Source organism: Marinobacterium sp. xm-a-152 (assembly GCF_013282965.1).
Lineage (GTDB): Bacteria > Pseudomonadota > Gammaproteobacteria > Pseudomonadales > Balneatricaceae > Marinobacterium_E.
The window spans coordinates 51288-66245 of the sequence record NZ_WBYI01000013.1 but is presented as its reverse complement, the minus strand read 5'-3'; the positions used below and the strand labels follow the sequence as shown (position 1 = coordinate 66245).

At 50.8% G+C, this 14958-nt stretch carries 14 protein-coding genes; 5 read left to right on the top strand and 9 right to left on the bottom strand.

Annotation, left to right across the window (positions count from 1 at the left end; translation table 11 throughout):
- Positions 1-8: 8 nt before the first annotated feature.
- Genes XMA152_RS11960 through prlC form a run of 3 tightly spaced genes read right to left on the bottom strand, consistent with a single transcriptional unit; the run spans position 9 to position 2922 of the window.
- Positions 9-590, bottom strand: coding sequence for a DNA-3-methyladenine glycosylase I (locus tag XMA152_RS11960; protein ID WP_371813304.1), 582 nt, complete (start codon positions 588-590; stop codon positions 9-11).
- 1 nt (position 591) lies between these two features.
- Positions 592-873 carry a YheV family putative zinc ribbon protein gene (locus XMA152_RS11955; RefSeq protein ID WP_173482188.1) on the bottom strand — a complete coding sequence of 94 codons (282 nt, stop codon included), beginning with the start codon at positions 871-873 and terminating at the stop codon, positions 592-594.
- An 18-nt stretch (positions 874-891) separates the two neighbouring features.
- Entirely contained in the window at positions 892-2922 is a 2031-nt protein-coding gene (gene prlC / locus XMA152_RS11950; protein WP_173483719.1) for an oligopeptidase A, read from the bottom strand.
- Between the two features lie 78 nt (positions 2923-3000).
- On the opposite strand from prlC, the gene XMA152_RS11945 reads away from it, so the two are divergent.
- Positions 3001-3543: a gamma carbonic anhydrase family protein gene (locus XMA152_RS11945; protein WP_173483718.1), complete on the top strand. Its 543-nt coding sequence runs from the start codon at positions 3001-3003 to the stop codon at positions 3541-3543.
- Between the two features lie 121 nt (positions 3544-3664).
- Here XMA152_RS11945 and XMA152_RS11940 read toward each other — a convergent pair whose 3' ends face one another.
- The 6 genes from XMA152_RS11940 to XMA152_RS11915 all read right to left on the bottom strand — a co-directional run bounded on the left by XMA152_RS11940 (position 3665) and on the right by XMA152_RS11915 (position 10601).
- The gene (locus XMA152_RS11940; protein ID WP_173483717.1) at positions 3665-6034 is read right to left on the bottom strand and encodes a Lon protease family protein; all 2370 of its coding nucleotides are present in this window, start codon (positions 6032-6034) and stop codon (positions 3665-3667) included.
- Between the two features lie 64 nt (positions 6035-6098).
- Positions 6099-6926 carry a shikimate dehydrogenase gene (gene aroE / locus XMA152_RS11935; RefSeq protein ID WP_173482185.1) on the bottom strand — a complete coding sequence of 276 codons (828 nt, stop codon included), beginning with the start codon at positions 6924-6926 and terminating at the stop codon, positions 6099-6101.
- On the bottom strand, positions 6923-7843 hold the full coding sequence (hemF, locus tag XMA152_RS11930; RefSeq protein WP_173483716.1) for an oxygen-dependent coproporphyrinogen oxidase: 921 nt from the start codon (positions 7841-7843) through the stop codon (positions 6923-6925). Before hemF ends, aroE begins: the two co-directional genes overlap by 4 nt.
- A gap of 15 nt (positions 7844-7858) precedes the next feature.
- Positions 7859-8419, bottom strand: coding sequence for an L-threonylcarbamoyladenylate synthase (locus XMA152_RS11925; protein ID WP_173482183.1), 561 nt, complete (start codon positions 8417-8419; stop codon positions 7859-7861).
- 32 nt (positions 8420-8451) lie between these two features.
- A complete protein-coding gene (gene dprA / locus XMA152_RS11920) occupies positions 8452-9525 on the bottom strand; it encodes a DNA-processing protein DprA (RefSeq protein ID WP_173482182.1) in 1074 nt (357 codons plus the stop codon).
- Positions 9526-9578: 53 nt separating this feature from the next.
- Entirely contained in the window at positions 9579-10601 is a 1023-nt protein-coding gene (locus XMA152_RS11915; RefSeq protein WP_254448315.1) for a LysM peptidoglycan-binding domain-containing protein, read from the bottom strand.
- Positions 10602-10740: 139 nt separating this feature from the next.
- Here XMA152_RS11915 and def point away from each other — a divergent pair, with 139 nt between their 5' ends.
- Genes def through trkA form a run of 4 tightly spaced genes read left to right on the top strand, consistent with a single transcriptional unit; the run spans position 10741 to position 14951 of the window.
- On the top strand, positions 10741-11256 hold the full coding sequence (def, locus tag XMA152_RS11910; RefSeq protein ID WP_173482181.1) for a peptide deformylase: 516 nt from the start codon (positions 10741-10743) through the stop codon (positions 11254-11256).
- Positions 11257-11313: 57 nt separating this feature from the next.
- Positions 11314-12246: a methionyl-tRNA formyltransferase gene (gene fmt / locus XMA152_RS11905; RefSeq protein ID WP_217364040.1), complete on the top strand. Its 933-nt coding sequence runs from the start codon at positions 11314-11316 to the stop codon at positions 12244-12246.
- Positions 12239-13549: a 16S rRNA (cytosine(967)-C(5))-methyltransferase RsmB gene (rsmB, locus tag XMA152_RS11900; RefSeq protein WP_173483715.1), complete on the top strand. Its 1311-nt coding sequence runs from the start codon at positions 12239-12241 to the stop codon at positions 13547-13549. Before fmt ends, rsmB begins: the two co-directional genes overlap by 8 nt.
- A gap of 7 nt (positions 13550-13556) precedes the next feature.
- A complete protein-coding gene (gene trkA / locus XMA152_RS11895) occupies positions 13557-14951 on the top strand; it encodes a Trk system potassium transporter TrkA (protein WP_173483714.1) in 1395 nt (464 codons plus the stop codon).
- The last annotated feature ends 7 nt before the right edge of the window (positions 14952-14958 follow it).

Genomic DNA, 14958 nt, shown 5'->3' with positions numbered 1-14958 from the left:
ATTCGTTCCTACAGATGATCGATGCAGCGCTGGTAGGCGGGGCAGGTCTCTAGGTGATCGTTGACGAAGCCGGTGGCCTGAAGGTAGGCGTAGACGATGGTTGAGCCGAAGAAACGGATGCCGCGTTTTTTAAGGTCTTTCGCAATCTGCTTTGAGAGATCGGTTTCTGCAGGTATATCGGCTAGCGTTTTGGGTCTGTTCACGATCACTTTACTCTCCATAAACGACCACAAGTATTTCGCAAAACCACCGAACTCCGTCGAAATAGCCAAAAATTGCTTGGCATTATTAATAGAGGCTTCGATTTTGGCGCGATTACGAATGACTCTGGCATCAGCCAGCATCGCCTCTATCTCTTTCTCCCCAAACTGAGCCACGAGCTCGGGTTCAAAATTACGATAGTGGTGACGGTAGCCTTGCCGTTTATTTAATACGGTGCGCCAGCTTAAACCCGCTTGTGCGGACTCTAGAACCATAAACTCAAACAGTGTTCGGTCATCAGTTCGCAGTAAACCCCACTCTTGGTCGTGGTAACGATGCTCTATCTCAGACTGACGTGCCCAGCCACAGATATCAGCATCTTGGCTCACGTCAGTGGTCCTTTTTCTGCAAATTAGGGTTAGTAAAGAACTGCAGCGGCTGAGCTTCTACTTCCGTTGCTGGCGTATTCTTTAACGGATCCACACCCTCTTTAGAGACTCGGGTCTCAAGCTCTTTGGGCTCTGGACGGCCGTCAAGGCGCATGCTGTCTTCAAACCCGCATTTAACACATTCACGATACTCACGCTCTTCGTCGCGATACATTCGTGTACTATCCATAGCGGCACAGCGTGGACAGACAACACCGGCGACAAAGCGTTTAACTGGTTTCATAGCAGCTCCTTCGCTTAATTAAGCGGCAATACCTGAGTGGCGAAGCAAAGCATCCACTTCAGGTTCACGGCCACGGAACGCGACAAATAGCTCCATTGGCTCTTTAGAGCCGCCCTTCTCAAGGATTTCAGTTCGGAAGGATGCACCAGTCTCCTGATTAAAGATACCCTCCTCTTCGAAACGCGAGAACGCGTCGGCCGATAGAACTTCAGCCCATTTATAGCTGTAGTAGCCGGCTGCATAGCCGCCTGCAAAGATGTGGCTAAAGCTGTGCTGGAAACGGTTGAATGCAGGTGGATTCAATACCGCCACCTGTTCACGAACACGGTTCAAAACAGACTGAACTGACGTTTGACCAGGCTCAAAATCACGATGAAGTATGAAATCGAACAGCGAAAACTCAAGCTGACGCACCATTAACATGCCCGATTGGAAATGCTTAGCCGAGAGCATGCGATTCAGCATATCTTCTGGCAGAGGCTCACCTGTCTCATGGTGGCCTGAGATCAGTGCCAGAGCTTCTGGCTCCCAACACCAGTTCTCCATGAACTGACTGGGCAGTTCGACAGCATCCCAGGCCACGCCATTAATTCCACTGATATCGGCATGTTCCATTTGCGTCAGCATGTGATGCAGACCGTGGCCAAACTCGTGGAACAGTGTCGTTACTTCATCATGGGTTAGTAGCGCAGGCTGGCCCTCTAACGGCGCCGTGAAGTTACAGACTAGATACGCCACGGGCAGTTGAATATCACCATTGATGTTACGGCGAACACGACAGTCATCCATCCATGCACCACCACGTTTACCGGCACGAGCAAATGGATCTAGGTAACAGTTTGCGAGTACCTGACCATCACGCTTCAACTCAAACAGTCGAACATCGTCATGGTAGGTATCAAACTCTTTCAGTTCAGTAACGCTGACACCAAAGAGGCGCTCGGTTACTGCGAACAGCCCATCCAACACTTTAGGGAGTGGGAAGTAGGGACGCAGCTCTTGCTGGGAAATGTTGAAGCGTTGCTGTTTCAGCTTCTCTGCATAGTAGGTGATATCCCAAGCTTGCAGATCGCTCATACCCTCTTCTGATTGAGCAAAAGCGGTCAGCTCTTCTAACTCTTTAGCGGCTTGAGGACGGCTTTTAGCTGCTAAGTCCTCAAGGAAGTTCACCACCTGATCGGTAGATTGAGCCATTTTAGTGGCCAGTGAATATTCCGCGTAATTGGTAAACCCAAGCAACTTCGCCAACTCAAGGCGCAGGGTCAGGATCTGCTCAATGAGATCGGTGTTATCCCACTCACCCGCTTTTGGCCCCTGATCAGAAGCACGAGTCGCATAGGCCGTATAGAACTCTTCACGCAGCTGACGATTATCAGCCTGCAGCATCACGGCATGATAAACAGGGAAGTCGAGTGTTAGCACCCAGCCCTCTAACTGTTCACTTTCAGCCGCCTGCTTAGCCGCTTCAAGGACATGATCGGGCAACCCAGCTAACTCGGTCTCATCGGTAACATGCTTGGTCCAACCCTGCGTTGCATCCAAGACGTTCTCAGAGAATTTAGTGGTCAACTCAGAGAGTTTTAGTTGCAGCTCGGCGTAACGTTTTTGTTTCTCTTCTGGCAGACCAATACCCGCTAGACGGAAGTCACGAAGTGAGTTAGTAATCACTTTCTTTTGGGCATCTGAAAGTTCAGAGAAGGCCGCACTTTGACTAAATTGTTCGTACGCTTCATAGAGCTTTTTATTCTGGCCAAGCTCAGTAAAGTATTCAGAGAGTTTAGGTAGGCAGGCGTTGTACGCTTCGCGCATCTCATCGGTATTCGCCACGGCGTTGAGATGAGAGACCGGAGACCAGGCTTGAGCTAATTCATCATTTAGCTGTTCCAGTTCACCCACTAAACTCTGCCAATCCATCAGTGGTTGTTCAGTCATCTTTGCAATACGCTCACGGTTACGCTGCAATAGCTCATCGACGGCGGGAACAACATGCTCAGGTTTGATGGTACTGAATTGTGGCAGTGAAGATGGTTCTAACAGTGGGTTACTCATCGGTCTCTCCGAGATCAAAAACTCTATACGCTTTACTATACAATGGGGTGAGCGGATCAGTTATTCAAGGAATGCGATATGAAACTACGTCCTTTTAAAGGTATCACCCCAACCCTAGGTGATAAGGTCTTTGTTGACCCCAGTGCGGTTGTCATTGGGGATGTGGTGCTGGGTGATGACGCATCCGTTTGGCCGCTGACAGCGATCCGTGGCGATATGAACCATATTCGTATCGGCGCTCGCACCAATGTTCAGGATGGGGCAATCCTGCACATCACTCATGCCAGCAGCTATAATCCTGACGGCTATCCGTTGATTATTGGCGATGAAGTGACCATCGGTCACATGGCGATGCTGCACGGCTGCACCATAGGCAACCGTGTCCTGATTGGTATGTCAGCGACGGTAATGGATGGCGCAATCGTTGAAGATGATGTCGTTGTCGGTGCCGGCGCGCTTGTACCGCCAGGTAAGCGTCTAGAGAGTGGCAAGCTCTACATGGGCCGCCCTGCCAAAGCAGTTCGCGACCTGACCGAAAAAGAGATGAGCTACTTCAGCTACTCTGCTGCCAACTATGTGAAGCTGAAGAATGAGCATCTGGCCGAGGATTGGGCAAATTAAAAATTTGCTGGAGCTTTATTGAGCGAAGCGAAATGAGGCGATATCTCATCGTCTCCTCTGCGAGAAGACTCCAACAGGGGTCTGACCTGTGGTCTGACCCCACTCTAAGAAACGGCAGAGACTAAGCCTTCGCTTTAGACAACTCACGCAAGCGTTTAACAACTTCAGCACCAATAGAGCGTTGGGTGAATACGCCGTCGGCTTTCTCTTTGCCAGCGCTGCGACCCATTAGCAGCTCGAGTGCTTCATCAACGGTTGCGACAGAGTAGATTGAGAAGAGCCCCTCTTTCACGGCATCCACCACTTCCTGTTTCAGCATCAAGTTGCGGACGTTCGCTTTGGGAATAATCACACCCTGTCGACCGGTTAAACCGCGAGACTCACAGAGGTGATAGAAACCTTCAATCTTCTCGTTAACACCACCAATCGCCTGAACTTCACCGTATTGGTTGATGGATCCGGTCATCGCGAACTGCTGTTTGATCGGTATGTGCGTTAACGCTGAGATCAGGGTACAGATCTCCGCCATTGAGGCACTATCACCGTCCACATAACCGTAGGATTGCTCCATCGCTATGCTGGCCGAGATCGCTAACGGGAACTCTTTAGCGTAACGGTGACCCAAGTAACCGGACAGAATTAACACACCCTTTGAGTGAATCGGTTGGCCGAGCGTGACTTCACGCTCAATATCGACGATGCCACGACTACCGGGGTGAACCGTTGCGGTAATGCGTGCCGGCGAACCAAAGCTAACATCACCAACCTGCAGTACCGTCAAACCATTGGATTTACCGATTGCTTCACCATCCGTGTCGATCAGAACAGTCTCGTTGGTAATACCCTCTTGGATCTTTTCAGAGAGGCGCCCGGTTCGACGCTCTTTGGACGACAGTGCCGCGTCGACGTGTGCCGCATCGATGTATTTGTCATTCGATTTAGCGCGACGGTAGTCCGCTTCACAGAGTAGATCGACTAATTCACCGATATGCGCCGATAGAAGATCTTGATCACCCGCCAGTCTAGAGGAGTGCTCAACCAGTCGCGCTACCGCTTCACGAGTTAACGGTGCTAGCTTCTCCTCTTTGGCCAGCGTGCTCATTAGACGGGCGTACTGGCGAATGGTCGCCGGTGTGCGCTCGACATCCTCTTCAAAATCGACCACAACACGGAACATCTTTTCGAAGTCATGATCGAGCTCTTGCAAGAGGTAGTAGATGTTACGGGCGCCAATGAGGACGATCTTCACATCCAGATCGATCTCCTCAGGTGAGAGCGTTACGGTGCTGATACCGGCATACTCACTGACTGGGTTTTCGATGCGAATCGCATGCGCTTTTAACGCTCGCTTCAAGGCGCCATAGACAAAGGGTTGCTCAAAGAGTTTTTCCGCTTCAATGATCAAGTAACCGCCATTGGCTCGATGCAGTGCACCCGGACGAATCAGACGGTAGTTGGTGATCATAGCACCCATTTCACTGTTGTACTCAATGCGTCCAAACAGATTTTCATAACTTGGGTGCGCCTCATAGACCACTGGCGCACCTTTGGTCTTCTCATTATCAACGAGCAGATTAAGACCGTAGTTCTCGTTCATGAATTCGCGACGAGCCGTCTCGGATTTGTTCTCAAAAATCCCCTCCGCAATCATCTCACCGGCGTTACGAATCAGATCACGCTCTACATCTTCAAGGTAGCTGTTCACCCCCTTCAGGTTTGAATATTCACCTCGCACCTCTTCAAACAGGGGTTTAATTGCGTGACGAGCGGTGTCACGATCGAGGTAACGCAGTGCTTCAGCGGCCTCACGGCGCCAGCGTGGCATCTCTGTCAGTTGCTCATTAAGCAGCTCTTCCAGTTCGGATATGTGTGTTGAAAAGGCGTCACGGATCTCTTCCGGAAGCGCCGAAAAGACCGCCTCATCGATGGCTTGCCCTTCCGCTACGGGCGTAAATCCAATCGTGCCCGCATCACGATAAACGGCGATGGAGTATTCACGCCCCTGCTTCTCGACCGTCTCTACTGCTTTGTCATAGAGACGGTTGAAGTCACGTTCAATCTTAGATTTTTCACGCTGATAGGCGGGACTTTCAAAGGCAGCAGGCAGCTCAGTGACGACACGGTTAAGAAGCTTACTAAGATCGTGCTGCAACTTAACGGCTTTACCGGCTGGGAGGCGCAGCGCTTGTGGATGACGGGTGTCTTGGATGTTCTTCAGGTAACACCAATCGTATGGCTTGGATTGGCTTTTGGCTGCCTCACGCAGATTCTCCATCGCAAAAGAGAATCGCCCTGTGTGCGGGTTACCCATCACAAACAGATTGTAGCCGGGGCGGTTCATACCTACCCCAAACTCCATCGCTTCAAGCGCACGATCTTGACCAAAGAAGCCGGCGAAGCCCTCTAGGTTATCGGTGGTTTTAAACGGGAGAAGATCGGTATCGCAGGTACGGTAGAGTTGATCGACTGAGAGCGGGGCTAGCTTTTCCATGCGGGGCATCCAATACAGCGAATTGATACCCTTAGACTGAAGCGCTCCCCCCTCTAAGTCAATGCTATTTGTGTTGCAGTTCGGATCTGAGCTGATTAAGAATCTCGGCTGTTTCGGGTTTTACCCCTCGCCAAATTGCGAAGGACTCTGCCGCTTGTTCAACCAACATACCCAGACCGTCTATGGCACGTGCTCCATGCTGTTCGCACCAGGCACAAAATGGTGTTTGTTCAGCACCATACATCATGTCATAACCACAACTATTGGCATCGATCGCTTCAGCAGGCACAGGGGGCAACTCACCACCAATACTGGCCGAGGTGCCATTGACGATCAGATCGAAAGCAGGCCCTGTAATGTCATCATAGCCGCAAGCAGAAACGGGAGCGCCCGCAAAGACATCGGCAATAACCTGAGCTTTTGATACCGTGCGATTCGCTATCACAACGCTAGCAACCTGAGCTTCTAACATCGGCTGAATGACACCACGCACAGCACCACCTGCACCCAGTATCAAGACGCGTTTGCCCGCCAATTCCAAACCCAAGTTGTTCTTTAGATCAGTTAACAGACCAATGCCGTCGGTGTTATCAGCACAAATTTCGCCCTGCTCATTTAACCAGAGAGTATTGGCTGCACCGGCTGTCTCTGCGCGCGCCGTGCGCTCCTGTGCAAGCTGCCAAGCCAGCTCTTTAAACGGCAGGGTCACATTAGAGCCCTTGATCTCTCCAGAGGTCAGTTGAACCCTCAGCGTGTCCGTAAAGGTATCCGCCTCTAACAGCTGAGCGGTGTAGTTCAGAGACTCACCCGTTGTCTGAGCAAAGTGGCTATGAATTCTGGGTGACAGGCTATGTTTGATCGGATTGCCTGTCACTCGGTACTGATCGATCATGCTTCTAAGCCTAACCAGTCTCTAGATTGCAGGTAGTAATCGGTCAAACGCGCCTCTTCTGTACCGGGTTCAGGCGCCCAGTTGTAGTCCCAGCGCACTTCCGGTGGAAGCGACATCAGAATCGATTCGGTTCGGCCACCGGTCTGCAATCCAAACAGAGTGCCACGGTCAAACACTAGGTTGAATTCAACGTAACGGCCGCGACGGTGTAATTGGAAATCACGCTCGGCTTCACCATAACTCTCATCACGACGGCGCTCGACAATCGGTACATAGGCTTTAGTGTAGGCATTACCAATGGACTGCATCAGCGCAAAACTTTGATCAAAACCCAACTCATTCAGGTCATCAAAGAAGAGGCCGCCGATACCGCGAGGCTCACCACGATGCTTCAAGAAGAAGTAGTCATCACACCACTTTTTATAGCGTGGGTAGACATCGTCCCCAAAAGGGTCACAAGCGTCTTTAGCCACTTGGTGCCAAAAAACACAATCCTCTTCATTGCCGTAGTAAGGGGTCAAATCAAATCCGCCACCGAACCACCAAACTGGCTCTTCGCCCTCTTTCTCCGCAATGAAGAAACGAACATTGGCATGTGAGGTCGGCACTTTAGGATTTTTAGGGTGCATCACAAGGCTGACACCCATCGCTTCAAAGTTACGGCCTTGAAGCTCAGGACGGTGCGCAGTTGCCGATGCAGGCATCTGATTACCGTGAACATGCGAAAAGTTAACGCCGCCCTTTTCAAACACCGCACCGTTGGTAATGACTCGGCTTCGGCCACCGCCGCCTTCGGGTCGATCCCAAGAGTCCTCAACAAACTCAGCGCCACCATCGGCTGCTGCCAGTTCATTACAGATACGATCCTGAAGATCCATTAAGAAGGCTTTTACTTCTGCTACGCTCGGTTTGCTCATTCGCAATCTCCGTCTCTAAACTCGTAGGGTCTGTCCAGTCAGTGCATCACGAATCACGGATGGTCGATCCGAATCGCCTAATGCGCCCTGAACACGATAATTAATTCTATTTCCAAAGTAAGTACTTACTCTCAACTTACTCTTTGCAGGTACTGCAGATGAGGGGTTAGCCGAGGTTGATACCAACGGCATATCGGCACGGTTACAGAGCGCCTGCACGATGGGATGTGCAGAGACACGAACAGCAACAGAGCTGTGCTGGCCTTTAACCCACTCAGGGATCATCTCGTCGGTATCCGGTATCAACCAGGTATTGGGTCCAGGCCAGCTTGCCTCAACAACCTGACGCTGCTCGGCTGTCAGATTCTGCAGCAGTGGTTCAACCTGTCCAATATTGGCTGCCACTAATATTAAGCCCTTATGCATAGGGCGGCGTTTAACCGCTAACAGATGTTTCACGGCATGCTCGTTCCAAGGGTCACAACCTAACCCCCAAACCGCCTCTGTAGGATAGGCAATTACGCCACCCTGCTGGACCACTTCTACGGCCTGTTTAATGCTCCAATCATTCACCATAATCAGAATCTTACTTTGGAAAAAACGCTATTCTACCGAAGAACGACGTAACGGGCTCCCTCTCGGCCAATAATTCCTGAGATTTCTAGTTCCACGAGCAGACGTTGAAGCTGCCCAATCGGAATACTGAGCTTTGCTGCAAGCTGATCGGCAGTTAACGGCTGCTGATGCAGTGCACGGATTATGGGATCCTCAGACTCAATGGGCGGCGTCTCAACACGATCTGTAGTAAGCGGTAGATAGAGTGACGCCAATATTTCGGAGACCGTTTCAACCAACTGAGCTCCCTCTTTAATTAGATGGTGACAGCCTCTTGCCAGTTCGTTGGTAATCGCACCCGGTATAGCAAATACCTCCCGCCCCTGCTCCAGCGCCAAACGAGCTGTGACCAGTGATCCACTCTTAATAGTGGCTTCAACGACTAAGGTTCCCAAACTCATACCACTGATGATGCGATTACGCTCTGGAAATAGGTAGGGCCTGGGCTGGATACCGGGCAACTGCTCAGTGACTAACAGCCCGCCTGAGTCCAATATCTGCTGGGCCAGCCGTTGATGCCGTTGTGGATAAACCAGATCTGGGCCGTTTGCCATAACGGCGATTGTTGAACCGGGGCCGGCTTGTATTGCGCCGAGATGAGCTGCGTGATCAATGCCTATGGCTAATCCACTGGTGACATGTACGCCCGATTGGGTTAACTCTTGAGCAAATCGCTGTGCGGTTGCACGGGCCAAGCTGGATGATTTTCGCCCACCCACCATAGCGACTTGAGGGTCGCTCAATGCTTGCACATTGCCTTTTGAGAAGAGTACCACAGGCGGATCGTAGATCGATTTAAGCAATTCGGGATAACGGCTATCTTCAAAGCAGATAACGTCACAATCTATGTTTTTAATGACATTTAGATGCTTTTCGGCATGATCGTAGAGTGACTTTATCTGCCTGACAGCGAACTGACTTTCGTTAAAAAGCTCCAACTGCTCTATTAAGCACTTAGAGTCTTTTAGCCGATCAGGCCAGTCAGTGTGTTGAATGAATTTTAAATTGGAAGCGGGTCGCATAGCCAAAAGGCGCAGTGCAACCCAGTCGATCGATTCGGCTGGCATCCTTGCTCCTGACACTGCACATCCATGTGCAGCGATTGTCTAATATTGTGACGTTAAGGCTGACGAAGCGGGTCGCCAACCTGAATCACTTCGGTTGCACGCATCACCAGTGCATAACTGACCTTGTCGAAGGTTTTGTAGACCATCAACTCACCGGCACGCTCGGCTGGTAGTTGAAGTTTTTCACCTGTTTTAGGGTCACGAATCTCTTCGCCACGATTGTAGATCGCGTAGACACTGCCTGGTTCGATTCCTTCGCGCTCGCCAGCATTGATTGTGACACTGTTAAACTGACCAATGTTGGCAACGCCATTTAATACGGCGATGACTTCAACATTTTCGAGCTCTGGACCCGGGCGCGGCATAAACCGAGTCACCAACGGCGCTTCGCCGGTTGGAATCAGAATATCTTTTAAACGCACCTCTTCAGTACTGTTGCGAATATCAACACTGATTGTGTCGCCTTCAGAACCACGTACCAGCGCATCAGCGACGCGGTGTAGCTCATAACCTAAAGACTCACCGGTGTTGGGATCTACATACTCGATCAAAGGACGGTAGAGAGATTGCTGACGACTGTCATCTAATAACTCACCTCGAACATAGACTCGATCATCATTGGCAGCGAGGATGCGTTGGTTTTTACCACCCAGCACGTAGGGCGCATCCGCTAACATTTGATTATCAACCACTCGGCTATCATTGAGAAAGGCTTGTACATCACGCAGAGGGATCGAAGCGATAGCCTCTTCGCGTGGCACGACTTTAACCTCAGGCGTTAATACCAGAGTACCTGGTTTACGACCTAGGCGTGGCTCACCATCTTCCCAGTAGAGGTAGATGACATCTCCAGGATAGATCAGATGAGGGTTGTAGATCTGCGAGTTTACTTCCCAAACCTTAGGCCAGAGCCAAGGGCTTTTGAGAAAACGCGCGGAGATATCCCACAGGGTATCCCCTTTAACAACGGTGTATTCCGAGGGGGCATCTTGCGCCAACTTGATGGTGTCAGCTTGCGCCAGCATAGAGGTTATACCTAATGCAACGGCAGCGATCTGTTTTATCCGTTTAAACATACTATCCTTCAGCGTTTGACGCTTATCTATTCGATTGCACTGCTTAACGTGTACCACATGCAAACAGAGTCCTAATAGGTATAATAGACAATATTAACAATGTTACTAGTTATCCGATTGAGAGAGATCACTAAACGGTATGGCACTGCTTAAAATTTTAGAGTTCCCAGACCCGCGCCTTCGCACCATTGCTGAACCGGTTGAGACGGTCGATGATGAGGTACGCAAGATCATCGATGACATGTTTGAAACCATGTACGACGCTCCGGGCATTGGTCTGGCCGCAACACAGGTCAATATTCATAAACAGATCGTCGTAATCGATATATCCGAAGAGGGCAATGAGCCACTGGTTCTAATTAACCCCTCTTTTGAAGTGTTAACCGACGAGACTGAACAGATGCAAGAGGGTTGCCTCTCTGTCCCTGGCTTCTACGAAAACGTCGTTCGCCCAGAGCGCGTTAAGCTGAATGCGATTGGTCGTGATGGCGAACCTTATGAGTTAATTGCTGACGGTTTGCTAGCGGTCTGTATTCAGCACGAGCTGGATCATCTGAATGGTAAGCTATTTGTTGACCATATCTCTCGATTAAAACGTGATCGAATCCGCGGAAAACTCGAGAAGAAACATAAATTAGAGGCCGCTCAGGCTTAAAGATCAGACAGGCTTGCCGCTCACCTTGGCAAGCCTGTTTCATTTTAGGATATCGAATTGTCTAAAATTATTTTTGCCGGAACCCCAGATTTTGCCGCGTCTCATCTACAGGCTCTGATCGACTCCGGCTTTGATGTGGTAGCCGTTTATACCCAACCCGATCGCCCAGCGGGCCGCGGTAGGAAGTTACAAGCGAGCCCCGTTAAGCAGATTGCACTGCAAGCAAATATTCCCGTGTTTCAACCACTCTCACTGCGTGATGAAGCGGCTCAAGCGGAACTGGCTGCGATCGACGCTGATTTAATGATTGTTGTTGCCTACGGTTTGATACTGCCGCAGGTTGTATTGGATACACCAAAACTGGGTTGCGTTAACGTACACGCCTCTATTCTACCGCGTTGGCGTGGTGCTGCTCCGATCCACCGTGCACTGCTGGCAGGTGACAAAGAGACCGGTGTGACGCTGATGCAGATGGAGGCTGGGCTGGATACTGGGCCTATGCTGGCTAAGGTGTTTACGCCAATCGATAAACAGGAGAGTAGCGGAGAACTGCATGATCGATTAGCAGTACTCGGCTCCAATATGCTGGTTGAGCAACTACCTGCACTGTTAGCAGGCGAGTTAACTCCAGAAATTCAAGACGATGCGTTAGCTAACTACGCCAATAAGCTTGAGAAAGCTGAAGGTAAAATCGACTGGACTGAGTCGGCAGACGCGATCGCCCGTCAGGTTCGCGGCCTCTCTCCTTGGCCAGTGGCTTACACAATCCTTGATGATAAAAGCGTACGCATCTGGAGAGCGGAAGCACAATCAGAAGCCGGTGATGCTGGCGCTCTGATCAAAGCCGATAAACAGGGTGTCCTGATCGGGTGTGGCGAAGGCTCTTTGCTAATCAAAACCATTCAGATGCCAGGCGGTCGCGCCACTGAAGCGTCGGCACTACTCAATTCAAACAACCACCCGTTTGTAGAGGGTATGCACTTTGAGTAATACCGCTAACCTAAGGGTGCAAGTGGCTGTTTTTCTATCGCAGCTGTTACAACACAACGGTTCACTCTCTAGCCGACTGCCAGGCATGCTCTCTCGAGTTGAACCTCGTGACCGCGCTCTGTTTCAAGAGATCTGCTACGGCACGCTTCGTTTCTATCCACAGCTTGAAGCGCTCAGCCGTGAGTGTCTGCGCAAGCCTTTTAGAGAAGAGGACACTGACGTCTTTGCCCTACTGTTGAGCGCGCTCTACCAATTGAGACATCTCTCGACGGCTGAACATGCTGTCATCAACGAAACCGTTGAAGGCGCTAAGCAGATGGGTAAGCCTTGGGCCGCCAAACTGTTGAACGCCGTACTGCGTCGTTACCAGCGTGAAAAGGATAGTTTAGAAGCTGATATCCAGCAGACCGAGACTGGCCGCTGGAATCACCCAGAGTGGATGATCGCAAAACTCAAGCACAACTGGCCCGATCACTGGCAAAGCATAATGACCGAAAACGATCAGAGCCCACCAATGTGCCTGCGGGTCAATCGTTCGAAAAGCGATCGTGGTACCTACCTTGAGATACTGAACAGTGCAGAAATCGAAGCAACCGCTGGATTGTTTTCAAGCGATGCCATCTACCTAACGACGCCCTGCTCTGTGGATAAGCTGCCACAGTTTGCAGAGGGGCAGGTCTCGGTTCAGGATGAAGCGGCACAACTCGCTGCAGAACTGCTTGGTGTAAAAGCGGGCGAACGCATACTCGATGCCTGTGCCGCACCCGGTGGAAAACTCTGCCACCTTCTTGAATTGGAAGATGATATTGAGATCGATGCCCTGGAGTTAGAGCCTCGACGAGTAGCGCGCATCGAAGAGAATTTAGAACGACTAGAGCAGAGTGCGAGTGTCATTGTCGGTGATGCCGCACAACGGGACTGGTGGAACGGTGACGCCTACGATCGCATTCTGGTGGATGCACCCTGTAGTGCTACCGGTGTCATTCGTCGTAATCCAGACATCAAAGTACTGCGTCGTAATGAAGATCTGCTGGGTCTAGCAACCACTCAACTTGAGATCCTTAATAACCTATGGGATATGCTCAAGCCTGGTGGTACATTGCTGTATGCAACCTGCTCAGTGTTCACACAAGAGAACGAGCGTGTTGTCGAACGATTTTTGAAAGAGCACTCAGATGCGAAAGAGTGCAAAATAGTCGCAGAATGGGGCATAGAGAGACCTGCTGGTCGACAGCTGTTTCCACAAAATGGAGGCCATGATGGCTTCTACTACGCCCGCATTAAGCGAATAGAAGAGGCTTAAGCGCTACATGAACGTTGTTATTCTGGGTGCAGGACAGGTGGGTGGCTCTCTAGCAGAGCACCTCGCCAGTGAATCCAACGATATTACTGTCATTGATGTCGATGGCCCAAGACTCAGAGAACTTGCCGACCGCCTCGATATTCGTACGGTTGAAGGCCAAGCTTCGCTGCCAACTATTTTGCATAGCGCTGGCGTAGAAGATGCCGACATGTTGATCGCAGTAACTAACTCAGACGAGATCAATATGGTTGCCTGTCAGGTCGCTTGGTCGCACTTTCGCGTGCCAAAGTTGATTGCCCGTGTTCGGGATCAAGCTTACAACTACTCTGAAGGTAAGCTCTTCAATTCACAGAAAGAGAACAACGTTGCCGGCATCCCAATTGATGTATTGATCAGCCCTGAGCACTTGGTGACACAACACATTGCTCGGATGATCCATCACCCAGGCGCCCTTCAGGTTCTCGATTTTGCCGATGGCGCTGCGCAATTGGTTGCTGTTAAGGCCTATTACGGTGGCCCACTGGTGGGACGAGAGATTGCCCTGCTCAGAGCACACATGCCCAATGTCGATACTCGTGTGGCAGCCATTTTCAGACAGGATCGTCCTATTATTCCAACCGGTGACACGGTCATTGAGGCGGACGATGAGGTCTTCTTTATTGCAGCTGCCGGCGATATACGTTCGGTTATGGGCGAACTGCGCCGATTAGATAACCCTTACAAACGCATCATGATTGCCGGGGGTGGCAACATCGGATTCCGACTAGCCGAATCGATTGAGGATGACTTCCAGGTCAAACTGATTGAGCGAAGCCTAGATCGATGCAACCATTTGGCACGCGATCTGAACCGCACCATTGTTCTGCACGGCAGCGCTTCTGATTCGGAACTGCTTCTCGAAGAGAACATTGATGATGTCGATGTCTTCTGTGCCCTAACCAACGACGACGAAGCCAACATCATGGCATCTATGCTGGCTAAACGTCTAGGCGCCAGAAAGGTGATGACGCTGATCAACAACCCGGCCTATGTTGACCTTGTACAGGGTGGCGTTATCGACATTGCCATATCACCACAACAGACCACCATTGGTGCCCTACTAGCCCACGTACGTCGCGGCGATGTAGCAGCGGTACACTCACTGCGACGTGGTGCAGCAGAAGCGATTGAAGCGATCGCCCACGGTGACCCGTCAAGCTCTAAAGTAGTTGGGCGCGCCATTGAGGATATTGCGCTACCCGCGGGTGCGACCATCGGTGCCATTGTGAGAGACAACCAGGTATTGATTGCCCACGATGACGTCGTGGTTGAAGATGGCGACCACGTCATTCTGTTCCTTATCGATAACCGTCAAATTGGCGAGGTAGAGAAGCTCTTTACCGTCGGCCTAACCTTCTTCTGAGGCTCCC

What these genes read in the sequence shown, in the direction of transcription:
- trkA (WP_173483714.1), top strand. Translation starts at nt 13,557, where the DNA reads ATGAACGTTGTTATTCTGGGTGCAGGACAGGTGGGTGGCTCTCTAGCA.
- def (WP_173482181.1), top strand. Translation starts at nt 10,741, where the DNA reads ATGGCACTGCTTAAAATTTTAGAGTTCCCAGACCCGCGCCTTCGCACC.
- XMA152_RS11940 (WP_173483717.1), bottom strand. Translation starts at nt 6,034, where the DNA reads ATGGAAAAGCTAGCCCCGCTCTCAGTCGATCAACTCTACCGTACCTGC.
- hemF (WP_173483716.1), bottom strand. Translation starts at nt 7,843, where the DNA reads ATGAGCAAACCGAGCGTAGCAGAAGTAAAAGCCTTCTTAATGGATCTT.
- dprA (WP_173482182.1), bottom strand. Translation starts at nt 9,525, where the DNA reads ATGCCAGCCGAATCGATCGACTGGGTTGCACTGCGCCTTTTGGCTATG.
- XMA152_RS11925 (WP_173482183.1), bottom strand. Translation starts at nt 8,419, where the DNA reads ATGGTGAATGATTGGAGCATTAAACAGGCCGTAGAAGTGGTCCAGCAG.
- XMA152_RS11945 (WP_173483718.1), top strand. Translation starts at nt 3,001, where the DNA reads ATGAAACTACGTCCTTTTAAAGGTATCACCCCAACCCTAGGTGATAAG.
- XMA152_RS11915 (WP_254448315.1), bottom strand. Translation starts at nt 10,601, where the DNA reads ATGTTTAAACGGATAAAACAGATCGCTGCCGTTGCATTAGGTATAACC.
- prlC (WP_173483719.1), bottom strand. Translation starts at nt 2,922, where the DNA reads ATGAGTAACCCACTGTTAGAACCATCTTCACTGCCACAATTCAGTACC.
- aroE (WP_173482185.1), bottom strand. Translation starts at nt 6,926, where the DNA reads ATGATCGATCAGTACCGAGTGACAGGCAATCCGATCAAACATAGCCTG.
- XMA152_RS11955 (WP_173482188.1), bottom strand. Translation starts at nt 873, where the DNA reads ATGAAACCAGTTAAACGCTTTGTCGCCGGTGTTGTCTGTCCACGCTGT.